Below are 22,714 nucleotides of genomic sequence, written 5' to 3'. Positions count from 1 at the left end.
TATCAATGAAAAACAGAGTAATCATGATGTTGGTGCTTCTTCTCGTACTGACATTCACAGTGCCGGTGACCGCTTATGCGGATACCGTCGGGACAGGTCCGGTACAATACGAGGTAACCAACCGAAATGAAATCCATATCAACCTGCTGAATCTCACGGACGAAACTATGCGGTCCCTGGATATGGAATGGAAACTGGAAGCAGCGGCAGGGAGTGCGAAGGACATAACATTCGTCTATTCCAACCAGATCAGCAGCCGCGCCCTTGTGTATGATGCATCTTATGATGCCCAGACCGGTCTGCTCCATCTGATCGTATCCGGAAGAGAGTATCTGTTGGAGGAAGGCCAGACAGAGCTGGAGGTGGGGGTTATCACAGTGGCGGATGAAAATCAGGCCGGTGTAAATCTAAAGATTACTCCGGAAAAACTAAATACCGCAGGAAATACCCGTGCTGTTCAGGATCTGGCTGCTGACCAGATGCCTGAGGCATCGACCGTAGTCATACCTGCGGCGGCTGATCCGAAGCCCAGTGAAAGCCCGGTTCCTACGGTAAGTCCCGCCCCGACCGAAGAGCCTCAGGCGACGGCAAGCCCATCCCCCACGCTCACGCCGGTGCCGACGGATACACCGGTTCCGACCGTAACACCCCAGACAACACCGTCTGTAACGGAAAATCCGAAGCACAACTCCACCACATCCGGCAAAAATTCTTCGGATCAGACACACACAGTAAGCGCGGCCACAACAGGAGACTATAATCCGATAGCCATTTACCTCGTGATCGGAGTTCTGGCGCTGGCTGCAATCGCTGCCGTGATCGTCATGAAGAGAAAGAAATAAACGCATATCATAAAATGCACCCCGGTTGTTTTGGGTAAAGCCATATACCCATAACAGCCGGGGTGCATTTTATTTAGCATATACAGCTATCCGTTCTCCCTAATTCTGCACCATCACAACCCTGAGATTGAACGCAGACCAGGTATTTCCGATCACATAAGCGGTATACATTTCGCCGGCGTTGATGGTAGTCACAAAGGACAACAGAGGTTCGCCGGAATTATAAGGCGGCCGGGCATTGGTGATGATGATGACCGGGATCTCACGCAGCACATTTCCATAGCGGGCGGTGTTCGTCATATAGAATTCATATTCCCCCGGCCTTGCCTGCTTGAAAGGAGTAACTTCTTTGAAGCGCACGTCGGTAAACACCACATCCCCGCCGTACAGCATCAGATCATAGGCCGAATTATTGTAGGACATATTGGCCATGCGGAAGCAGCCGGTGTTGCGCGGCATATTCTGGCAGCCCAGATCCGATACGCGCACGAGATCCAGGCCGTTGGAAGAGTCGATCACTACCATAGTAATCTTTTCCCCTGCGACAAAAGGCAGCGTCTGATTATAGAAGACCATGCGGGGGCCTACCGCACTGACGATGGTGACGGGGCGGAAGCCGTCGGAAATGGTTTCATAAGAAGAGATATTTCCGAAGCGCAGGTTACTGGCGGCCATACGGTTGCCAATGGATATGTTCAGGGGCAGGTTATTGGTTGCGGCATTCAGGAAACGAACCTGGCAGGTGCCCGGACGGTTAGGACGAATGGGCCCGGGGAAACTGGGGAATGGTCCGGGAGCTACTGGTCTGCCGCCTTCCGGCGCGATCGGAGTCTCCGGTATATTCTCCCACGGGTTATTCGGGAACGTGAAACCCGGATCAACAGGCTGCCCTCCTTCCGGTGCAATGGGGGGGACAGGGATATTTGCATCAGGGCCGGGAAAGACGGGAGCGCCGCCCTCAGGTGCGATCGGTGGGACTGGTCGGTCGACTCTGCGTTCTTCTTCGTTTTGCATCTCTTCTTCGTAATTCATATTCTCTTCCATAAAAATAGACTCCTTATAATAGTATTCCTATTATCATATGAAAAAAAAGATATTTGGTTCCTGGGACAGCGAAAAAAATCCGGGGAAAATGTCCGCAGTGTTGGACAAATAGTTGATGTTTGACACAAAAAAGTGTATGATGAAGCCAACGAAAGAACGCTGGATGCGTGAAGCTGAGGGAGATCATGAAGGAGGAAGTGTAATGGAGATTTTAAAAGATTTTAAGAAGCATTTTGTTCTGGTTTCGATTTTATATATCGTATTGGGAATGGTGCTGATCATCTGGCCATCCCTGTCTCTGAAGCTGGTTTGCTATTTCTTTGGAATTATGACCGTTCTTTATGGAGTGGTACAGCTGTTTCGATATTTCAGTATAAATAAAGAATTCCGTACCTTCCAGCTGGACCTGTTCGTAGGGATCATCTGTCTGGTATTCGGTATTTTCGCGCTGGCGAAGCCATCGATCGTGGCTTCGATACTTCCGGTTATCGTAGGCATCTTTTTCCTGATGGAAGCTGTGATTAAGATCCAGAATGCGCTGGGGCTGAAAAAAGGCGGTTACGACCAATGGTGGACCGCACTGGTGGTGTCCGTACTGGTAGCCGTACTGGGGATTTTGCTCCTGATCAATCCGTTCCGTGCGATGAAAACCTTCGTGATCGTGATAGGAATCTGTCTGATCGCGGATGGCGCGGCCAGCTTTTGGAGCGTTTATTGTGTATCCAAACGGGTGAAGGAATTCAAGAAGATGGAAGAAGTCATGAATGATGTACTTAACCAGTAAGGAATGGTAACGAAAGCCATTGCATGAAAAGAACGGATCTGATCAGGTTAAGGGATCAGCAGCATGGTTTAAGTTTTCACTGTGATTGTAAAAAACATATAAAATAGCTCTTGAAATTTACAGTTACAGGATGGTATAATATCAAAGCGGCGCTGTTCGTTATCGGGATAGCGCTTTGTGCGGGCATGGCGGAATTGGCAGACGCGCTAGATTTAGGTTCTAGTGGGAGACCGTGCAGGTTCAAGTCCTGTTGCCCGCAGTAGTGTGAGCGAAACGACATACGTATACGATGTTAAGGGAGTCCGATTTTCGGACTCCCTTACTGTATTTGTTGGATATCAGTGCTGCGCGCTTATCGGACAGACTGTGACAGTACAGAATATACCACAGTATTATGGGGTCCGGCAGGACGAAGAACGTAAGAATTCTTCGGTCTCTCCGGCGGTGATCGGGCGGGCATAGAGATATCCCTGGATCATATGAATTCCGCACTCCCGGACGAAAGCGTCCTGTTCCGGGGTTTCCACGCCCTCAGCCAGAACCTTCATACCTAATTCCAGGAAGGTTTTGGTAATATTTCTTACCATGATCGCGGATTTCTCCTGCTCGGTGGCCGACCAGACCAGACTTTTATCCAGCTTAATGGTGTCAAAGGGAATATGTACGACGGTATCCAGATTGGAATATCCCACACCGAAATCATCCAGTCCCAGCCGGATTCCCAGTTGATGCATCTCGTCCACAAAATGGGAAACCACCTGAGGGTTGTCCGCAATGGCGCTCTCCGTAAACTCAATTTTAATTTTAGAGTAGGGAGTCCCATTTTTTAGAATCGTCTCGCAGACCCGTTCGATCAGGTCCGGCTGTGAGAACTGTATGGCTGAAAAATTAACATGAATCCGTTCTATATCGATATGCTGTTGGGCCAGACGGTTGATAAATTTGCATACTTTGTCCAGAATCTGATAGGTGAGCTCCACGATCAGGCCGGTTTCTTCCGCCAAAGGAATGAATTCCGACGGATAGATCGGCCCCAACGGTGTATTGTTGATCCGCATCAGTGACTCGGCAAACAGATAGCGTCCGGTATTCACATCCAGGATCGGCTGATAGTACAGTTCAAAACTGTTGTTGGCGCAGACCTCTTTCAGAATTTCCACTACCTGATGTTTCCTTTGAATTATATTCAGCATCTTCTGATCGCAATAACAGATACCGGCATTATTCGAAGACTTCGCGCTGGACACAGCATATTCAATACCATGGATCAGCCCCTCCAGGTTCTTCGAACTGTCCGGATAGCGGGCGATTCCGATGGCCACAGGGATGGTGCATCGGCACCCGGGAATTTCCCACGGCAGTTTCATCCGCTCCTGGATAGCCGAGGTAAGCTGGACAAGCTTTTCACGGGAAGAATCTTTAGATAAAATAGCAAACTCATCCCCGTTGAACCGATAGAGTGTCCTGGGATCTGATATGGAGGACAGATACAGGCAGATGGCACGCAGAAACTGATCTCCGTTTTGCTGCCCGTACGTATCATTAATGTGTTTAAAGTCACGCAGAGAAATCACAATGATCGAAAAAGACGGGCGAATCGGGCGGTGCAGCAGCAGTTCGATCATATGCAGGAGTTCCTGACGGTTGGGTATATTGGTCAGATAGTCGATGGAAATCTGCTTGTTCTGCAGATACAGGTAAATGATCAAAAGCGCGCAGGTGGCCGCAGAGCCCGTCAGGATGATGGAGGGGAAGAACTGCTGAAAGATAATAACAAGGACAGCGATCAGCGGAAATACCGCGAGAATCCGGTAAGTGGACAGATTCAGCCACTTTCCTCTGGCAAGTACCAGAACGACACAGAATATACAGTACATATAAAACAGAATATAAGTACTAGAAATCAAAGGACCCTGTATATAGCCATGGGTTCTGTTGATGTCAAACAGGTTTTTCGTAACGGGATTCAAAAATACCATAAACAGATAAACAACACTCGGGATGCTGGTCAGCGCCATCACCCTGGGCAGACCTTTTCGGTTCTCGTAAATAACAGCAGCCGTATAGAAGAAATATATAAGCCCCATCAAAGGCGTAAAAATAAAATATACGGTGGTTACCAGCCAAATCATCCACAGAGGAACGGCCTGGTAGTTCTGGAGCATAAGGGTAGATATGATATTAGTGATCATGGCACAAAATGTGGTCAAAAAACATGCCTGAAAAAATCTGTTTTTCAAACTGGGGATTAAGCTTCCTTTTCTGGAATACCCCCAAATAATACTCAAAAAAACGATCGATATACTTTCTGCTGCTATATTCCAGGTCAAAAACGATTCCCCCCGCACCCCAACGGACAGTGCTATACATAATGTAATTATTATAATATGATTCGCTGTAAAACACAATCATTTTAGAACGGTGAATGGGGGCTGAATGGGAATTCACGAAATGTGAGGAATATGTTTTACTTTTATATAAAAGTGAGGTAAAATAAAAACAGACTATCCAGGGAAAGGAGCAGGAAAATATGGCATTAAAAGAGATTTTGTTAGATGCAGGATTCCCTTATGATGAGATATTGTATCGTTTTTCAGGGAATGAAGGACTGTTAAAAAAATATTTGTTAAAGTTTCCTCAGGATCCGACCTTTCAGGAATTAAAGAATAATGTGGAAATGAATGATTATGGAAAAGTAGAAACCAGTGCGCATACCCTGAAAGGGGTCAGTGCGAATCTGGGATTTGAAAAGTTGAGCGAAATATGTGCACAGATGGTTATGGCGGTCAGAGAAGGGGAAAATGAAAAGATTACTCCGCTGTTTCGTATTGCGCAGGAGGAATATGACGCTGTCCTGCAGTGTCTGAAGCAGATCGATTAACAGGAGGTGGAGTAATGACTGGGGTATATCCGAGGAGACCGATAAAACCCAAACTCCTGATCGTTGACGACGTTGAATTAAACAGAGCAATATTAAGTGAGCTTTTTTGCGGTGAGTATGATGTTCTCGAAGCGGAAAACGGAAAAAAAGCGATTGAAATTCTGGAGGTTTATGCGGACTCTCTGGCAGTGATCCTACTGGATATTGTAATGCCCGTTATGGATGGCTTCGGTGTATTGCGGGAAATGGTAAGGCGGCATTGGAGCGGCCGGATACCGGTTGTCATGATTACCGCGGAGACTTCCGACTCAGTCATGCAAAAAGGTTACGAGATGGGCGCCGCCGATATAATCAGTAAACCCTTTAACCCAAACATAATCCGTCAGCGTATCAGCAATATTATAGAACAGTATACCTATAAGCTGCATCTGGAAAAACTGGTGGCGGAGCAGACGGAGACCCTGCGGCGTCAGTCTCAGAAATTGAGGGAAAACAGCGCGCAGATGATTGATACGCTGAGTGCTATTATCGAATTTAAAAATACGGAATCAGTCCAGCATATTGCCAATATCCGTACGATTACCAGAATGCTGTTGAACCAGCTGAAAAAACGTCATGAGGAATACGGTTTAACCGATGAGATGGTTGAAAATATTTCTGAAGCTGCTGCTATGCATGATATTGGGAAGATCGCCATACCGGATCAGATCCTGAATAAACCCGGGCGGCTTACTCCGGAGGAGTTTGAGGTTATGAAAACGCATACGGTCAGAGGATGTGAGATCCTGGAGAAGCTGGCCAGTGTGCAGAGCCTGACCTATTACGATTATTGTTATGAGATTTGCCGTCACCATCACGAACGGTGGGATGGCAGGGGATACCCGGACGGACTGGTGGGAGATGAAACGCCCATATGGGCCCAGGCGGTGTCACTGGCGGATGTGTATGATGCGTTAAGCAGTAAGCGTGTATATAAGGAGGCCTATTCCAGCGATGTGGCCGTACAGATGATCTTAAACGGTGAGTGCGGGGTTTTCAATCCAGTACTGCTGGAATGCTTTTTGGAGATCGTATCCACCTTCAAAGACGGGATCGATCAGGCACAGATAGAGCGGGAGCAGCAGAAAAACCGTCCGGCGGAGGCTGCTGAGGAAAACATACAGGAAGCGTCGGAACTGAAGATACAGGAAGGGGACCTGTCCTATCGTACCCTGCGGCTTCTGGAGCTGGAACGTCAGAAATACCGCGTGATGTCCGAGCTCTCAGGAGAGATTCTGTTTGAATATGAAATCAAGACGGACAAGCTGGTATTTTCGGAAAAATATCAGACACTGACCGGGAATGATCTGATTATTAAAAATCTGCGTCAGGCTTTAGCGGACCCTGAAAAAATGAAGCCGAATGATTTAGAGAGGCTGAGGGATAAAATATCCGGTATTACCTACTCATCACCGGACTGTAAGCTGGAGATGGAGATCAACCTGGACGGGAATGGATTCGAATGGTATGAGGTATACCTCTATCCGATCTGGGATGCCGGATACGATGCGGAATGTGTGGGATATATCGGCAAGTTGATTAATATCGAAGAGCAAAAACGTATGAACCTGAAACTCCAAAAGGAGGCGGACAGTGATCCGTTAACCGGGGTGCTGAACCGAAAGGCCATCCAGGAGCAGATCAGCCAGATCCTGAGCGATGGGAAAACCGAACATGCGGCTCTTTGTTTTATTGATATCGATAACTTCAAATCTGTGAATGACGATTTCGGCCATCTGTTCGGGGATAATGTGCTGAAGCATGTGGTATCGGTTCTGCTGTCCAACAGCAGGAACACGGATCTGGTGGGCAGAATCGGAGGGGATGAGTTTGTTATCTTCTTAAGGGATATATCCTCCGATGAAGCGCTGGAAAAGAAGCTGCAGAGCATCTGTGATAATCTGAGCAGAGATTGCGACGGCTGCCAGTTATCCGGCAGCCTGGGGGTATCCCGATATCCTCAGGATGGTGATAATTACGGTATGCTTTTGCATAAAGCGGATCAGGCGCTGTATCTGTCCAAGAGATTGGGGAAGAACGGCTATCAGATCTATCATGATGACTGCGGAAGATTTCCGTTTCAGACCATGCTTTCCGGCGTGGATGAGTATGTGGAATAAATGAAAAAAGTATGATTCGGTGCCAGCCCCCCGATTGGGAGGGACTGGCACCTTTCTTCATAAGCTACTTAAGGATTTGGAGTTTACTTGACAAGGGTGGGTCTATGTACTATAATGAACAATGTTCAAGTTGAGGCATATCAATATCATAAGGAGGTTAAGCTTATGAGAAAAATGATTAATACGGCATTTGCCTATGCGATAGCCGCTATGGCCGGCGGGGTATTTTACCGTGAATTCACGAAGTTCCAGGGTTTTGAGGGCAGAACCAGCCTTGCTTTTGTACATACCCACCTGTTTTTGCTGGGGATGGTTATGTTCCTGGTGATCGGACTTTTTGCAGCCCGGTTTGATCTGAACAGCCGTAAACAATTTCGGGTTTTTTACGTAATATACAATGTGGGAGTGATTCTGACATCCCTATTGCTGCTGATCAGGGGAGTGGTGCAGGTGACGGGGCTGGAGATTTCCACAGGAATGGACGCAGCGGTCTCCGGTGTCGCTGGAATTGGACACATATTGACCGGGATCGGGATTATCTTATTATTTTTAAATTTGAGGAGCTGGTCACGAGAATGACAGTAAGAAAGTTTTATCAAATACCCAAAAACTACCTGCTTCTGGTGGCAGGTCTGGTCTGGTTCGCAGCGGGGGTGAATATTATTCGGATCGGAATTACCGCTTCGGACCGGAAGTGGAGTCCGCTGGCCGTGGCTGCCGCATTGGCGGTATTCGGATTGTTTTATGGACTGATTTTTCACCGGCTGATCCGCAAGCATACGGTACGGATTACCGGTTACGATCAGAACAGAATTCACATTTTACGTTTCTTTGATGTGAAAAGTTATTGCATCATGGCGGGTATGATGACGTTTGGCATTTTGCTGCGGAGGTCGCAGCTTTGGCCGGCCCATTGTATCCGGACTTTTTATACCGGGCTGGGAGCCTCGCTTTTGATGGCTGGCGCCGGTTTCCTGGCTAATTTTATTCTGGAACAAAGGGGCTGCAGGGACAAAGATTCTGTAGAAACTGCTGGGCTGTAAGAACAGCCGGACCATAGAGAAAGCTGGGCTATAGAAACAAAGAGTAGATAACTGTAATGATACCGGACATCACCAGGCTGATACTGCTCATGGCTCCTTCTATCTCCCCAAGCTCCACGGCTTTTGAGGTGCCGATCACGTGGCTGCTGGTGCCGATGGCGACGCCGGCCACCACGGGATTTTTAATCCGGCAGACGCGGATCAGAAGGGGACTGATTATGGCCCCCAGTATACCGGTCAGAACCACGGCTGCCACGGTTACCGGAACGATCCCGTTTTGTGTACGGGAGATTTCCATGGCGATGGGGGTGGTGACTGACTTTGGGATCAGAGAGACATGGAATACCTGATCCAGCCGGAACAGATAGCAAAGACCGATGACTGTCAGGATAGAGGCGGCGGAACCTGCGGCCGTGCCAACCAGAATCGGCAGGACATTGGCTTTAAAAATACGCACCTGCCGATAGACCGTAACCGCAAGGCAGATCGTGGCGGGCCCCAGGAAGATAGAGATTAATTTTCCGCCTTCCTCATAATCTTCATATGGTATATGGAAGATCTGAAGCACTGCAATAACCAGAACAATGGCGATCAGCAGCGGATTGGCGGCAGGATTTTTACATTTTTTCTGGATCAGCTTACCCAGTTCAAATGCGCCCAAGCTCAGCCCAAGGCCAAACAGTGCCATAGAAGTCAGTTCGCCCATACTTACATCTCCTCCCTCTTTGTGTCTGCAGTCCGGCGTGCCGTTAACCGGATCATCAGCTGTGTCGTAAAAGCCGTGACCAGAAAAGTAACGATCGTACTGATAAGAATAATAGCCAGAAGCGCAGGCCATACATTCCGTATCTCATCGAAATAATTGATTATAGACACACCGGCCGGAATAAAGAGCACGGCCATGTTGCCCAGCAGAAAATCGGAAACCTCGCGAATCTGTTTTTCTTTGCACCAGCCAAACAGCAGCAGTAGGAATAACAGGATCATGCTTAGGATGCTGGCAGGAAAGGGGATCGGTAGAACCAAAGCAACAGCCTCCCCGATAAAACAAATCAGCAGCAGATAAAAACACTGCTTCAAAATATTCATAATCAATCTCTCCTTCAAAAATCTCTTTCCCCATAATACCGTGTTTCAGACCAAAGCTCAAGATTTTTTGTTCCGGAGTTTCAGCGAATCCTTAGTAAAGATTTCGGGGTGGCAAATGAAAGGGGATTATGATAGTATAAATAGGAAAGTAAGAAGGGATACGATTAGGATAATGATGATAACAAATAACAGGAGGAGTGTAGTATGAAGAAGAAAATTTCCCCTTCCATGATGTGTTCCGGTGTGTTGGAGATAGGTACTTATCTGAGCGCGTTTGAAAAAAATGGAATCGAATATCTGCATATTGATGTGATGGACGGAGAGTTTGTACCGAACCTGATGCTGGGGACGGATTATGTGAAGAGTCTTCGGAAAGCCAGCGATATACCGCTGGACGTGCATCTGATGATCTATAATCCGGAAAATAAAATAGACTGGTTTGATTTCCAGCCCGGGGAATACGTGGCGGTACACGCTGAGAGCACGGCCCATGTGCAGCGGGCGCTCCAGAAGATCAATGCTACCGGGGCAAAAGCTATGCTGGCCATCAATCCGGCCACCCCGATCTCCGTGCTGGACTATGTGATCGATGATATTAAGGCGGTTCTGGTGATGACAGTCAATCCGGGATTCGCGGGTCAGAAGCTGATCCCGCAGACCCTCCAGAAGATCACGGATGTGCGCAGATATCTGGATGATAAGGGACGCTATGATGTGGAGATAGAAGTGGACGGGAATGTCAGCTTTGAAAATGCCCGGAAGATGTCGGCCGCCGGCGGTGATATCTTCGTAGCCGGTACTTCCAGCTTCTTTAACAAAAACATCGATCTGGATCTGGGAATCCAGAAGCTCAGAGAAGCCATCGAGCTTCGGTAAGTAATAATACGGCGTTCCAAGTTTGAAGGGAAACTTTGGAACGCCGTATATTTGTTAATAAGGAAGCAGATCCTGCATTTCTGCCCGGGGCAGATAATACTCTACATATCCACACCCAGTACATTCTTGACGATCAGTCCTACTGCGAAGGAGAGCACCGCCACGCCCAGGCTGATGCAGGCCATTTCTCCAAACCGGCGTTTGAAGGACAGGTCTTTGGCGACGGCAATGTAATAGTTAAACGCGGCGATGATAACGACAACGGTAACCAGCATGGTGACCAGGGCCCAGACCCACGCCTGGGGCGGGAAGATCAGATAGGGCAGAATCAGCAGCGTGACGGTGATCAGATAGGCGATACCCGTGTATATACAGGATTTCAGGGCATTCTCATTCCCCTCGCTTTTGGCGGAAAGGAATTCAGAGGAAGCCATGGACAAAGTGGCGGATATTCCTGTGATCAGACCGGACAAGGCGATGATACGGGTATTCTGCATGGCTAAGGACAGGCCGGCCAGCGTCCCGGTCAGTTCCACCAGCGCGTCGTTCATGCCCAGAACCATGGACCCCACATATTGAAGACGTTCTTCATCCAGCATGGACATCAGGGCATTTTCATGGGCATTTTCCTGATCCTGGATCAATGCGCTTTCCGGGACTTCATTTTCCAGTTCTTCGTAGGTTACCTGGGCACCTTCCTCCCCTTTTTCCATTAATTTTATGACAAAGGTAAAACCCAAAAGGATGGTCAGAAGCTTGCGCCACCACACCTTGAAGCGCTGCGGCTTCATCTCGGTGCCGGTATATTTTTTCCAGAGTTCATAATGGCGTCTTTCCTCGCCGGACAATCGCAGCAGCACGTCCTTGTTCTTACTGTCCTTCATTCTGGACGCAATGGCACGGTAGGTTTCGCTTTCCGTCAGCTCATTTTGCTGCATTGTTTTCAGAGCGGCCATCGCTTTTGGGGAAATATTTTGGGAATTCTGTGACATGTTAATCCTCCTCATATGTATCAATTGCGCAGGTATCTTTGCGGTGCGTCTGCAGACCGCAGCTGCGGGTCTTACATGAAACTTTACTAAGGTGTATCTTATCACAACCCGGCCCGGATTTCCACAGGGGCGGGGCGGAAAAAGAGAAAAAGTCATTGCATAGAAAAGGATGAAACGTTAAAATAAATAGTAGCGCCCGAAAAAACCCCGCTGACTATTTTTTATGCATCGTACAAAAAGGAGATGATTTCCTGATGTCAGAGTCGCTGATTACGAAGAAGGCTATCGCTCAGGGGCTGAAGGATTTGACCCTGACCAAACCGTTCGGGAAAATCTCGATCGGCGATATTACCTCAGCCTGCGGATTAAACAGGCAGACCTTTTATTATCATTTCCAGGACAAGTATGAGCTGCTCAGCTGGATTTATTATAACGAGGGATTTATATATGTCATGGACGGAATCACGCTGGAGAACTGGCATGAGAAGCTGAAAGAGCTGCTGGACACCATGAAAGCGGACCAGGAATTTTACCGGAATACCATAAAGAACGATGACAGTTATTTCAAAGAATATCTGCTGGAAATCGTTGCTACGCTGTTTTATGAGGCTATCGATAAATTGGATGAGGATAAGAGCCTGTCGGTTGAGGACAAGAAATTCTATTCTCAGTTTTATGCCTATGGGATCTGCGGTGTGGTGGTGGCCTGGGTGGAGTCCGGAATGAAAGAAGATACCAAAAAGCTGTCCGGAAAGCTTAAAAGCCTGGCCCAGGGCAGTGAAAAATTAGGATATGAGATCTATACAAACAGGTGAAACTGCTCGATGAGCCAGTCTTTGACCAGAGACTGACTGCCCTGGGCCAGCATCTGATATAGTTCCTGATAGAGGACTTCGGCTTCCTTTTCCGGGAGCCGCCGGCCGGACAGGGTGCAGCCCAGCTCCAGGATGTTTCTGGCATTCCGGTCCAGGGATTTCTTACTATTATTCAGCATAAACTTAAGTGCCGTGTCCAGCGTGGCACTTTTTATTTTATTATCCAGACGCATATTCGTTCCTCTCCCATATGAATTACTTTTATCTTAATCAGTATCTTTCCATATTTGTATAGACAAAATCGTATATTTGTCCAAAAACTGTACAGTATTTGAAAAGTGTCAGGATTTGCGACAGCTGAAAAAAAGTGTATGATGACGAAACCCGGAAAATGGAATATACTGTGACCATCGAATCAAAACAAAGACAAAGGAGAGATAGATATGGACAAAAAATTAAAGAAAGTAATTCTGGCCGCAGGCGCGGTGGCAGGAGCAACAGCAGTGGCGGTAAAAGCCAAGAAAGAAAAAGAGAATATGGAAAACGAGAAGGCCAGAACGGAAATGCAGCTCCGTGACTACAACGGACAGCATGCCTGGTTCATCGGCGGAGGACTGGCCAGTATGGCAGGGGCTGCGTATCTGGTGCGGGACTGCAACTATCCGGGAGAGCAGATCACCATATTTGAAGGAATGAAAATCCTGGGCGGCAGCAACGATGGCGCAGGTGATCCCGGCCAGGGGTTTGTGTGCAGAGGAGGCCGGATGCTCAACGAGGAGACCTATGAGAACTTCTGGGAACTCTTTTCCTCTATCCCGTCCCTGGAAAAGCCCAATATGAGTGTGACTCAGGAAATCCTGAATTTTGACCATCTGCATCCCACCCATGCCCAGGCCCGCCTCATCGATCAGGATGGTGTCATCCAGGACGTGTCCGGCATGGGATTCAACAATGATGACCGTCTGGCGCTGGGGAAACTGATGCTGACTCCGGAAGAAGATCTGGATGATATGACGATCATGGAATGGTTTGAAGAAACTCCGCATTTCTTTGAAACCAACTTCTGGTATATGTGGCAGACCACCTTCGCGTTCCAGAAATGGTCCAGCCTGTTCGAATTTAAACGCTATATGGAACGGATGATTTTTGAATTCTCCCGGATTGAAACCCTGGAGGGAGTGACCAGAACTCCTTATAACCAATACGAATCTGTGATACTTCCCCTAAAGACCTGGCTCACAGAGCAGGGAGTCCATTTCGTAACTGACGCAGTCGTTACGGATTTGGATTTTGAGCAGGGAAGCCAGATCACCGTCCAGGCGATCCACCTCCAAAAAGAGTCCAAAGAAGAGGTCATCACCGTAAACGAAGGCGATATCTGCATCATGACCAATGGATGTATGACGGACTGCGCCACTCTGGGGGATCTGCATACCCCGGCCTCCTACGAACCGGAAAATCCGATCTCCGGCAATTTGTGGGCGAAGGTAGCAGAAAAGAAAGAAGGATTGGGCAACCCGGAACCTTTCTTCGGGAAACCGGAAGAAACCAACTGGGAGAGCTTCACAGTCACCATGAAGGGCAACAAGCTTCTGAAAATGATCGAAGACTACTCCGGAAACATTCCCGGGTCCGGCGCCCTTATGACCTTCAAAGACTCCAGCTGGCTGATGAGCATCGTTGTAGCTGCCCAGCCGCATTTTAGAAACCAGCCTATCGATACCACCATTTTCTGGGGATACGGCCTTTACACGGAAAATACCGGCGATTATGTAAAGAAACCGATGCGGGAATGCACCGGCGAAGAGATGCTGACTGAACTTCTGCATCACCTGCATATGGAGGATCAGATCGACGAGATCATGGAATCCGTGGTCAATGTCATTCCCTGCATGATGCCCTACATCGATTCCCAGTTCCAGCCCAGAAAGATGTCCGACCGCCCGAAGGTAGTTCCGGAAGGCTCCACGAACTTCGCCATGATCAGCCAGTTTGTCGAGATTCCCGAGGATATGGTATTCACTGAAGAATACTCCGTGCGCGCGGCCAGAATCGCTGTATACACCCTGATGAATGTAACCCACAAAAAAATCTGCCCCGTGACACCTTATAAAAAGAACCCCAAGGTATTAGCGGAGGCGTTGAAAACTTCCTATCGGTAGGCCGGGCCGCCGGCGGCAGAAGAGCAAAAGGACAGTAAGGAATGCTTGTACTTTAAACACCCCTTGAGGATTCAGACATATAATAGAATAAATTGGATTTTCAGGATGTGTTTATGGAGCTATTTATTTCGATCGCCGTTCTGGTTATATCGGCGAATATTGATACGTTTGTATTAATGCTTCCTTTTGGCGTCAGCCATGTACGGATTTCTGCAAAGAATATTTTTCTGATTGCGGGAATTACCAGCGCATTTACTTATATGTCGATGAAAGTGGGAACCGCTTTTTCCCAGATGATCAGCCTTCAGGCTGCCAATCTGGTCGGGGGATTGACCCTGGTTCTGATCGGCCTTTATTTTGTAGTGAAGTTTTGTATCCATCAGAAGAAAAAAGGACAGGAGGAGTCCGGTAACGTATCCGGGCTGCAGATGCAGGAGGAACGGGCGATGTCGACGGTGGAGGCGATCATTCTGGCGCTGGTGCTGTCCATCAACAATGCGGGGATCGGCATAGCGGCAGGGATCGCTTATATCAGTGCATTTTATGTATCCATCGCCACATTTCTATGTACGTGGGTCTGCATCAAACTGGGGCTGCTGGCCGGTAAAAGTCTGATGGGGAGATTGGTGACCAAATATTCGGTGTTCCTTTCCGGCATTCTGCTGCTGGCGCTGGGAGTTTATGAGTGCCTGGGAATCTGAATATGCCGTCTATCCATAAATTATATGCGCCCCCGGCGATGATTAGAATCGGCACGCGGAGAAATGATTCATAAGTTTGTAAAAAGAAAACCGGAACAGATACCTGTAAAAGGTCTGTTCCGGTCATTTCTTATCTTTGCCGGTATTATTTTCATGCAGTTTGAAACGGATATATTCGATCAGCTCCTTCTGCTGATCCGGGTGCAGTTCCCGGAATAAGCTGACCAGCACTTGTTCGGAACCGGACAGCAGAGCAGTCTCATATACCGGATGAGAATCGGACCCATACGTGGTCTCTTCCTGAATTATGTAAGGAAGGGAGAGCCTGCCATAATTTAACAGCTGATCAATCAGTATTTTATACTTACAGGCCAAAGCATAAATAATACTCAGATCCGGACAGCGCTCATTATTTTCGTAATTCGTATAGGTCTGCCGCGCAATATTCAGATACTCAGAAACTTCTTTCTGCGTGAAGTTATTTTGCTTTCTGATGTATCTGAGAGATTCGCCGATATCTAAATCAGTCTTCTTTTTTGCCAAGAAAAAACCTCCCTGAACAATAATGTAGATATTATAACAATAACATTGAAATAATATTCACAAGGCTACAGGTAGAAGCCAATCTCGGATAAAAAGTCTCAATTTGAATCTTTTATTACAAATACATCATGTGTATTATAAATAGTTCTTATAATTAAACCTGTAATTCCCGACGGCTCAATGCGCTGTTCTGGTATCTGCCGTCAAAAGTGACATCCCGGCCGAACCAGGCCGGCGGTTCAAAACTAAGGGCCATCTCTTCTGTGGGAAACTCTACCTCTGCCATCATGAGAGGGGCAAAAGGGGGATCAAAGATGTCCAATTCTATTGTCAATTCCTCCGTAAGAGGGATAAGGATTCTCTTTTTCGAAATCACGTTGCCATCTGTCTTTTCCCGAAGATGCAGATAGGCTTCCCGGGTCAACGCAAGATTGTATTCTTCACGCACCATCAGACCTTTCGATTTGTAGGTGAGAAAATAATCATCATCCTGTCTGCGGATGCGAACCACAGGTTCGGTACATAGATAACCCTGTTCAATCCTGTGATAAGAATATTGCTCCAATGCATCAGGTAAGCTGGTGACCAGATATTTTCGTTCAATTTCCATTTGTATTCATCTCTTTCTTTAGAGTAGAGCGGTGCTGTTTATTCATTTCATAAGATAGTGCTCCTATGAAATTAATAATAGTATTTTTTTGGACATAACGTCAATAGATATGTTATATTAGGATAAGATTATCATTCTTTGTGAATTTTAATTTTATTCAGAAAGATCAAGTAGATGAAAAATAAGAAAGGAGCTGTTTCGTATGAGTAAAGTATGTGTATTTTTAGCAGAAGGCTGTGAAGAGGTCGAGGCATTGATGGTAGTGGATCTTCTGCGCAGAGCCGGTATCGAAACCTTCATGGTCTCTGTCACTTCCAGTCTGCAGGTGACGGGTTCCCACGGAATTCAGATCAAGGCAGACCGGTTGTTCGAGGAGATGACCTATTCAGATATTGATGTGCTGGTACTCCCGGGCGGAATACCGGGAACACCGAATCTGGCGAATCATCTTGGCCTGGTTGAATTATTGAAAGAATTTTATCAAAAAGATAAGATGCTGGCAGCGATCTGCGCGGCCCCCAGCGTACTGGGAGATCTGGGATTGCTGGCGGGGAAAAAAGCAACCTGCCATCCGGGATTTGAATCCCATCTGCTGAAAGCGCAGGTGCTGGAGGAAGAAGTTGTGTCCGATCAGAATGTGGTGACCAGCCGGGGTCTGGGGACTGCGATTCCTTTTGGGCTGGAATTAATCCGCCGTCTGACCGACGGGGAAACCGCGCAGAAGGTGCAGGACGCGATCGTATATCGGAAATAAAGATTGAGGAGGATTGAGGAGATGTGGACGAGAAGTGACCTGAAGTACCGGGCAAAAGACCGGCTTAGAATCAACTATTGGATGGGATTTCTGATTTGCCTGCTACTGGGAATCCTGGGAGGCGACAACAGCGGCGGGGCAGCGCAGACACTCAGCAACGGCGCAGTGAGTGCAGCCAATTATTCTACTCCGGTAGGACATGGCGCGCAGTACATCGCGCTGCTGTTCGTAACGGTTTTTGCTGTGGCCGCGGTTGCATCCGTGATCGTCGTAGGTGTAGTGGTATTTATTACAAATCCGCTGATGATAGGCGGAAAAAGATTCTTCCTGGTCGGCCGGGAGGTAAAAGCAGCTTTTGGCGAGTTGGGCTTTGCATTTTCCGATTCATATATGAATGTGGTGGGAATCATGTTTTTGAGAGATCTGTTCACGTTTCTTTGGACATTGGCATTTATTATCCCCGGCATAGTCAAGAGCTATGAATATCGGATGATCCCGTATATTCTGGCTGAGAATCCGTCGATCAGCCGGCAGCGCGCGTTTGAGCTGAGCCGGGAGATGACAATGGGGCATAAGTGGGATATGTTCGTGCTGGATCTGTCGTTTCTTCTCTGGTACCTGGGAGGCGCCCTGCTGTGCGGGATCGGTACGCTGTTTGTGAATCCCTACCCGGCGGCTACGGAAGCAGAGCTGTATGCCGTCCTTAGAAATAACGTGCTCAGCCAGGGAATTACCAATACTTACGAGCTGCCCGGTGTCTTTTAAAAATACATTTTTTTCCAGTAATAGTTTTACCTTACATGTACATAATAGGAGTACAGACAAGTTACTTGTCTAAGACAAACATGGAGGTGAAACACAATGAACAATTCTTCTAACACAAATCAGATGGCAGTACCCGAAGCGAAAGAGGCTATGAAACGTTTCCGTAACGAAGTAGCCAGCGAATTAGGAGTACCGTTGAAAGATGGTTACAATGGAGATTTAACATCCAGACAGGCTGGTTCCATCGGTGGTGAAATGGTCAAAAAAATGATCATGAAACAGGAACAGCAGATGTCTTCCGGATCAAATCTGTAATCTATGATAATAGAAAGATCTGATCTCAGACTTTCTATTAATCGCATAGTGGGCATGGCCCAATAGACCAGCTGGAAATAGTCCCAAGAATTTCTTAGACTATTTCCGGCTGGTCTATTTTTAGGTTGTTGAATGCAGGGGGATGGGGGATGTAGGGGCCGGGCTGGGAGGGAAAGGGCGCGGCCGGGCGGCACCAGGCGGCAAATCTCGTGGGGCCAAATCACTTCGGCCGGGCCTAAGAACGGCTAACTCCGAAGACGGGAGAACCTCTTATTGGCAGGGCCTGGAACAAACTCGCCAAAGGACGGCTCGGACAGTGTTCCAGGCCCTGCGAGGTTCTCCCGACTTCTGCGTAAGCCGTTCTAAGGCCCGGTCTCAAGTGATTTGGCCCCACGAGATTTGCCGCCTGGTGCCGCCCGGCCGCGCCCTTTCCCTCCCAGCCCTGCTTTATATATGGCCATTTTCCGTATTCATACAGACTGAGTGTAAATTGTAATGGTTATAGACCTTTGGCGAGTTTGTTCCGGGCCCTGCCAATAAGAGGTTCTCCTGCTCTCGGAGTTAGCCGTTCTTAGGCCCGGCCGAAGTGATTAGGCCCCGCGAGATTTGCCGCCCGTCGCCCAAAGCCACGCCCCGTCCCTCCCGCCAAGGCCCAAAGCCAAATTCCCCCATACCCCATAGTACCCCGATAAGAGTACCACAACCCCAGTCCTACAGCGGATTCACGGAATTTTTTCTTGTGTTTTGGAAAACGTTATGCTATACTCATATAATGACTGTAAGAATGGATATTTTTAGGAACGTCCGAAGAAATTTTTATATAACTTTTAAGGAGGAAATCAAAAGAAGATGAGTTTACAAGTAGAGAAACTGGAAAAAAATATGGCGAAACTGACGCTGGAAGCAACCGCTGAGGAATTAGAGGGAGCGCTTCAGAAAGCATATCTGAAGCAGAAAAGCAAAATCAGCGTTCCCGGATTCCGTAAAGGGAAAGTGCCCCGCCAGATGATAGAGAAGATGTATGGACCGGAAATCTTCTATGAAGATGCGGCCAATATCCTGATTCCCGATGTTTATGGAAAAGAAACCGAAGAGTGCGATTTAGAGATCGTGTCTCAGCCGGAGATCGACGTGGTGCAGCTGGAAAAAGGAAAACCTTTTATCTTCACTGCTGAAGTGGCGCTGAAACCGGAAGTTACCCTTGGCGAGTATAAGGGCATTGAGGTGGAAGCGGTAAGCACGGAAGTGACAGACGACGAGATCAGCGCAGAACTGGATAAAGAGAGAGAGAACAATGCCAGAACCATCACTGTAGACGACAGAGCAGTACAGGACGGCGATATGACCACTATCGATTTTGAGGGCTTTGTGGACGGTGTCCCGTTTGAAGGCGGAAAAGGCACGGATTATCCTCTGGTAATCGGTTCCCATTCCTTTATCGATACCTTCGAAGAGCAGCTGATCGGAAAGAATATCGGGGAAGAAGTGGAAGTAAATGTTACTTTCCCGGAAGAGTATCAGGCGAAGGAACTGGCAGGACAGCCGGCGCTGTTCAAAGTAACAGTCAAGGAAATCAAAGTAAAAGAGCTTCCGGAAGCGGATGATGATTTCGCACAGGATGTTTCCGAATTTGATACATTAGATGAATACAAAGCCGATATCAAGGCGAAACTTCAGGAGAAGAAGGAAAAAGATGCCAAAACCGCCAAGGAAGACGCGGTGATTGATAAGATCGTTGAAAATGCTTCCATGGAAATCCCGGATGCGATGATTGATACGCAGACACGCCAGATGGTGGAGGACTTTGCCCGCAGAATTCAGATGCAGGGGCTGTCCATGGAACAGTACATGCAGTTTACCGGATCTACTCCGGATCAGATGCTGGAGCAGATGAAACCGCAGGCTCTGAAGAGAATCCAGACCAGACTGGTGCTGGAAGCGATCACAGAGGCGGAGAAGATCGAAGCTACTGAAGAGGAATTACAAAAAGAAATTGAAAAAATGGCGGAAATGTATAAGATGGAAGCCGATAAGTTAACGGAAGTGCTCTCTGATTATGAGAGAACTTCTATGAAGAAGGACATTGCTGTTCAGAAGGCAGTGGATTTCGTAGCGGAAGCGGCCGTTGAGACGGCAAAATAATTTGTTTTGCGTTTGGGCATCAGGGGGTTCCCGATGACCGAATAGCGGACAATTATAAGGAAAGGCAGGAGGATAAGCCATGAGTTTAGTACCTTATGTCATTGAACAGACCAGCAGAGGCGAGCGGTCTTATGACATTTACTCCCGGTTGCTCAAAGAGAGAATTATTTTTCTGGGAGAGGAAGTCAATGATACAACAGCAAGCCTGATCGTTGCACAGATGTTATTTCTGGAAGCAGAAGATCCGGGAAAAGATATCCATTTGTATATCAACAGCCCGGGCGGCAGCGTTACATCCGGAATGGCTATTTACGACACGATGAATTATATCAAATGTGATGTATCTACGATCTGCGTAGGTATGGCGGCCAGTATGGGAGCATTTTTACTGTCCGGCGGAGCGAAGGGCAAACGTTTTGCGCTTCCCAACGCGGAAATCATGATTCATCAGCCCTCAGGCGGAGCAAAAGGCCAGGCGACTGAGATCAAGATCGTGGCGGATATGATTCTAAAGACGAGAAAGAAGTTAAACGAAATTCTGGCGGCAAATACAGGCCAGCCTCTTGAAGTAATTGAACGGGATACCGAAAGAGACAACTATATGGATGCGCAAGAGGCCAAGGCATATGGTTTGATCGACGATGTATTTGTTAGACGCTAAAGATATGCTCTGTGGATTTTGCGGCATGTAGTGCCGGCGGCCCGCAGGGATCACAAGACTCCTGTGATTCACGCAGGAGTCTTTAAAAATCAAAAGGAAAATGATGGAATGTATTCCTTAATATAAGCCGCAGCAAGTGCGGCACAGGAGGTAATGTGAAATAAATTTCACAAATCCCTGAAATTAAGCCGCAGCAAAGTGCGGCACAGGAGGTAAATATGGCAAATAAAAATAGTGACGATAAAATCAGATGTTCTTTCTGCGGTAAGCCCCAGGAACAGGTAAACCGTCTGATCGCAGGACCAAACGGCACCTATATCTGCGACAGCTGTGTGGATATCTGCTCGGAGATCCTGGAAGAGGAATTCGAGGACGAAGAGTTTGATGAGGAAAATTTAAACGACATCAACCTGCTGAAACCCGAGGAGATCAAGGCGTTTCTGGATGAGTATGTCATCGGGCAGGATGATGCGAAGAAAGTGCTCTCCGTAGCTGTTTATAACCATTACAAGCGGATTATGGCGGAGAAGGATCTGGATGTGGAGATTCAGAAGAGCAATATCCTCATGCTGGGACCCACAGGTTCCGGTAAAACGCTGCTGGCACAGACCCTGGCGAAGCTTCTGAATGTGCCGTTCGCCATCGCAGACGCCACCTCTTTGACAGAGGCCGGTTACGTGGGCGAAGATGTGGAAAATATCCTGCTGAAAATCATCCAGGCTGCGGATTATGATATGAAGCGGGCGGAAGTCGGCATCATCTATATCGACGAGATTGATAAGATTACCAGAAAATCGGAAAACGCTTCGATCACCAGAGATGTATCCGGTGAGGGCGTACAGCAGGCGCTGCTTAAAATTATCGAGGGAACCGTGGCGTCGGTGCCTCCCCAGGGAGGCAGAAAGCACCCGCATCAGGAACTGATCCAGATCGATACCAGTAATATCCTGTTCATCTGCGGAGGCGCTTTTGACGGCCTGGATAAGATCATCGAGACGAGAATGGACCAGAAGTCCATCGGATTTAACGTGGAGATCGCCAGCCGCCGGGAGAAAAACGTAGGGGAGGTCTTAAAGCATGTACTGCCGGAAGATCTGATCAAATACGGACTGATTCCGGAATTCATCGGCCGGCTGCCGGTTGTGGTATCTCTGGATTCCCTGGATAAGGCCGCGCTGGTCAAGATCCTGACTGAACCGAAGAATTCCCTGATCAAGCAGTACCGCAAGCTCTTTGAGCTGGACGGCGTCAAGCTTCAGTTCGATGACGAAGCCATCGAGATGATCGCGGAGAAATCCATCAAGAGAAAGACGGGCGCCAGAGGGCTGCGTTCCATTATGGAAAAATCCATGATGGATCTCATGTTCAAAGTGCCTTCTGATGATAATATCGTGGAATGCAGACTGACCAAAGAGGCGGTGGAAGGGTCACAGGAACCGGAAATCGTCCGCAGGCAGGCGCTGGAGGCGGGAACGCAGACCCGTTCCCAGAAAAGGAAACTGTTCGGTAAGGCGGATGAAATCGCCTGATCCGATG

The 22,714-nt window shown here is 47.8% G+C and carries 24 protein-coding genes and 1 tRNA gene; 17 read left to right on the top strand and 8 right to left on the bottom strand.

Translation table 11 applies throughout. The features are described from left to right. The first annotated feature begins 5 nt into the window (after positions 1 to 5). Positions 6 to 842: a hypothetical protein gene (locus tag ABC831_RS18415; protein ID WP_343249547.1), complete on the top strand. Its 837-nt coding sequence runs from the start codon at positions 6 to 8 to the stop codon at positions 840 to 842. Between the two features lie 99 nt (positions 843 to 941). Here the strand turns inward: ABC831_RS18415 and ABC831_RS18410 are convergent, their stop codons facing one another. Next, positions 942 to 1,886: a DUF4397 domain-containing protein gene (locus tag ABC831_RS18410; RefSeq protein WP_343249546.1), complete on the bottom strand. Its 945-nt coding sequence runs from the start codon at positions 1,884 to 1,886 to the stop codon at positions 942 to 944. A gap of 202 nt (positions 1,887 to 2,088) precedes the next feature. Between ABC831_RS18410 and ABC831_RS18405 the strand changes: the two genes are divergently transcribed. Both ABC831_RS18405 and ABC831_RS18400 read left to right on the top strand, forming a co-directional pair. Next, positions 2,089 to 2,670 carry an HdeD family acid-resistance protein gene (locus ABC831_RS18405; RefSeq protein WP_343249545.1) on the top strand — a complete coding sequence of 194 codons (582 nt, stop codon included), beginning with the start codon at positions 2,089 to 2,091 and terminating at the stop codon, positions 2,668 to 2,670. Between the two features lie 179 nt (positions 2,671 to 2,849). Further along, a tRNA-Leu gene (locus tag ABC831_RS18400) sits at positions 2,850 to 2,929 on the top strand. A gap of 133 nt (positions 2,930 to 3,062) precedes the next feature. Here the strand turns inward: ABC831_RS18400 and ABC831_RS18395 are convergent. Next, the gene (locus ABC831_RS18395; RefSeq protein ID WP_343249544.1) at positions 3,063 to 4,880 is read right to left on the bottom strand and encodes a putative bifunctional diguanylate cyclase/phosphodiesterase; all 1,818 of its coding nucleotides are present in this window, start codon (positions 4,878 to 4,880) and stop codon (positions 3,063 to 3,065) included. A gap of 320 nt (positions 4,881 to 5,200) precedes the next feature. Between ABC831_RS18395 and ABC831_RS18390 the strand changes: the two genes are divergently transcribed. The 4 genes from ABC831_RS18390 to ABC831_RS18375 all read left to right on the top strand — a co-directional run bounded on the left by ABC831_RS18390 (position 5,201) and on the right by ABC831_RS18375 (position 8,753). Next, entirely contained in the window at positions 5,201 to 5,551 is a 351-nt protein-coding gene (locus ABC831_RS18390; protein WP_343249543.1) for an Hpt domain-containing protein, read from the top strand. A 14-nt stretch (positions 5,552 to 5,565) separates the two neighbouring features. Then, positions 5,566 to 7,710 carry a diguanylate cyclase domain-containing protein gene (locus ABC831_RS18385; RefSeq protein WP_343249542.1) on the top strand — a complete coding sequence of 715 codons (2,145 nt, stop codon included), beginning with the start codon at positions 5,566 to 5,568 and terminating at the stop codon, positions 7,708 to 7,710. Between the two features lie 165 nt (positions 7,711 to 7,875). Next, positions 7,876 to 8,289: a DUF2871 domain-containing protein gene (locus tag ABC831_RS18380; RefSeq protein WP_343249541.1), complete on the top strand. Its 414-nt coding sequence runs from the start codon at positions 7,876 to 7,878 to the stop codon at positions 8,287 to 8,289. After that, entirely contained in the window at positions 8,286 to 8,753 is a 468-nt protein-coding gene (locus tag ABC831_RS18375; protein ID WP_343249540.1) for a hypothetical protein, read from the top strand. The genes ABC831_RS18380 and ABC831_RS18375 overlap by 4 nt, the downstream gene beginning before the upstream one ends. Positions 8,754 to 8,781: 28 nt before the next feature. Here the strand turns inward: ABC831_RS18375 and ABC831_RS18370 are convergent, their stop codons facing one another. Together ABC831_RS18370 and ABC831_RS18365 are read right to left on the bottom strand one after the other, a co-directional pair. Continuing rightward, the gene (locus ABC831_RS18370) at positions 8,782 to 9,459 is read right to left on the bottom strand and encodes an LrgB family protein (protein ID WP_343249539.1); all 678 of its coding nucleotides are present in this window, start codon (positions 9,457 to 9,459) and stop codon (positions 8,782 to 8,784) included. A 2-nt stretch (positions 9,460 to 9,461) separates the two neighbouring features. Continuing rightward, complete coding sequence (locus tag ABC831_RS18365) at positions 9,462 to 9,842, bottom strand: CidA/LrgA family protein (RefSeq protein WP_343249538.1); 381 nt, start codon at positions 9,840 to 9,842, stop codon at positions 9,462 to 9,464. 204 nt (positions 9,843 to 10,046) lie between these two features. Here ABC831_RS18365 and rpe point away from each other — a divergent pair, with 204 nt between their 5' ends. Beyond that, positions 10,047 to 10,718: a ribulose-phosphate 3-epimerase gene (gene rpe / locus ABC831_RS18360; RefSeq protein ID WP_343249537.1), complete on the top strand. Its 672-nt coding sequence runs from the start codon at positions 10,047 to 10,049 to the stop codon at positions 10,716 to 10,718. A 101-nt stretch (positions 10,719 to 10,819) separates the two neighbouring features. On the opposite strand, the gene ABC831_RS18355 is transcribed toward rpe, so the two are convergent. After that, positions 10,820 to 11,710 (bottom strand): VIT1/CCC1 transporter family protein, encoded by an 891-nt coding sequence (locus ABC831_RS18355; protein WP_343249536.1) that lies wholly within the window; start codon positions 11,708 to 11,710, stop codon positions 10,820 to 10,822. A 254-nt stretch (positions 11,711 to 11,964) separates the two neighbouring features. Here ABC831_RS18355 and dhaS point away from each other — a divergent pair, with 254 nt between their 5' ends. Beyond that, positions 11,965 to 12,525, top strand: a complete 561-nt coding sequence (gene dhaS / locus ABC831_RS18350) for a dihydroxyacetone kinase transcriptional activator DhaS (protein ID WP_343249535.1) — start codon at positions 11,965 to 11,967, stop codon at positions 12,523 to 12,525. On the opposite strand, the gene ABC831_RS18345 is transcribed toward dhaS, so the two are convergent. Then, positions 12,510 to 12,758, bottom strand: coding sequence for a hypothetical protein (locus ABC831_RS18345; protein WP_343249534.1), 249 nt, complete (start codon positions 12,756 to 12,758; stop codon positions 12,510 to 12,512). The genes dhaS and ABC831_RS18345 overlap by 16 nt on opposite strands. A gap of 210 nt (positions 12,759 to 12,968) precedes the next feature. Between ABC831_RS18345 and ABC831_RS18340 the strand changes: the two genes are divergently transcribed. Both ABC831_RS18340 and ABC831_RS18335 read left to right on the top strand, forming a co-directional pair. Continuing rightward, complete coding sequence (locus ABC831_RS18340; protein ID WP_343249533.1) at positions 12,969 to 14,687, top strand: oleate hydratase; 1,719 nt, start codon at positions 12,969 to 12,971, stop codon at positions 14,685 to 14,687. A gap of 113 nt (positions 14,688 to 14,800) precedes the next feature. Continuing rightward, positions 14,801 to 15,388, top strand: a complete 588-nt coding sequence (locus ABC831_RS18335) for a manganese efflux pump (protein WP_343249532.1) — start codon at positions 14,801 to 14,803, stop codon at positions 15,386 to 15,388. A 123-nt stretch (positions 15,389 to 15,511) separates the two neighbouring features. Here ABC831_RS18335 and ABC831_RS18330 read toward each other — a convergent pair whose 3' ends face one another. Then, positions 15,512 to 15,931: a helix-turn-helix domain-containing protein gene (locus ABC831_RS18330; protein WP_343249531.1), complete on the bottom strand. Its 420-nt coding sequence runs from the start codon at positions 15,929 to 15,931 to the stop codon at positions 15,512 to 15,514. Between the two features lie 154 nt (positions 15,932 to 16,085). Continuing rightward, the gene (locus ABC831_RS18325; RefSeq protein WP_343249530.1) at positions 16,086 to 16,541 is read right to left on the bottom strand and encodes a CYTH domain-containing protein; all 456 of its coding nucleotides are present in this window, start codon (positions 16,539 to 16,541) and stop codon (positions 16,086 to 16,088) included. Between the two features lie 202 nt (positions 16,542 to 16,743). Here ABC831_RS18325 and ABC831_RS18320 point away from each other — a divergent pair, with 202 nt between their 5' ends. From ABC831_RS18320 to clpX, 6 genes are all read left to right on the top strand, one after another. Then, positions 16,744 to 17,295, top strand: coding sequence for a DJ-1 family glyoxalase III (locus ABC831_RS18320; protein WP_343249529.1), 552 nt, complete (start codon positions 16,744 to 16,746; stop codon positions 17,293 to 17,295). Positions 17,296 to 17,316: 21 nt separating this feature from the next. After that, positions 17,317 to 18,060: a DUF975 family protein gene (locus ABC831_RS18315; protein ID WP_343249528.1), complete on the top strand. Its 744-nt coding sequence runs from the start codon at positions 17,317 to 17,319 to the stop codon at positions 18,058 to 18,060. A gap of 96 nt (positions 18,061 to 18,156) precedes the next feature. Next, entirely contained in the window at positions 18,157 to 18,375 is a 219-nt protein-coding gene (locus ABC831_RS18310) for an alpha/beta-type small acid-soluble spore protein (protein WP_238722827.1), read from the top strand. Between the two features lie 849 nt (positions 18,376 to 19,224). Further along, the gene (tig, locus tag ABC831_RS18305; protein WP_343249527.1) at positions 19,225 to 20,517 is read left to right on the top strand and encodes a trigger factor; all 1,293 of its coding nucleotides are present in this window, start codon (positions 19,225 to 19,227) and stop codon (positions 20,515 to 20,517) included. A gap of 79 nt (positions 20,518 to 20,596) precedes the next feature. Beyond that, positions 20,597 to 21,178 (top strand): ATP-dependent Clp endopeptidase proteolytic subunit ClpP, encoded by a 582-nt coding sequence (gene clpP, locus ABC831_RS18300; RefSeq protein ID WP_343249526.1) that lies wholly within the window; start codon positions 20,597 to 20,599, stop codon positions 21,176 to 21,178. A 218-nt stretch (positions 21,179 to 21,396) separates the two neighbouring features. After that, complete coding sequence (gene clpX, locus ABC831_RS18295; protein WP_343249525.1) at positions 21,397 to 22,707, top strand: ATP-dependent Clp protease ATP-binding subunit ClpX; 1,311 nt, start codon at positions 21,397 to 21,399, stop codon at positions 22,705 to 22,707. Positions 22,708 to 22,714 lie beyond the last annotated feature (7 nt).

It is taken from the genome of Diplocloster hominis (assembly GCF_032380655.1).
GTDB lineage: Bacteria > Bacillota > Clostridia > Lachnospirales > Lachnospiraceae > Diplocloster > Diplocloster hominis.
Note: the sequence above shows the minus strand (reverse complement) of the source record. Positions and strands in the feature narration are given on the sequence as shown.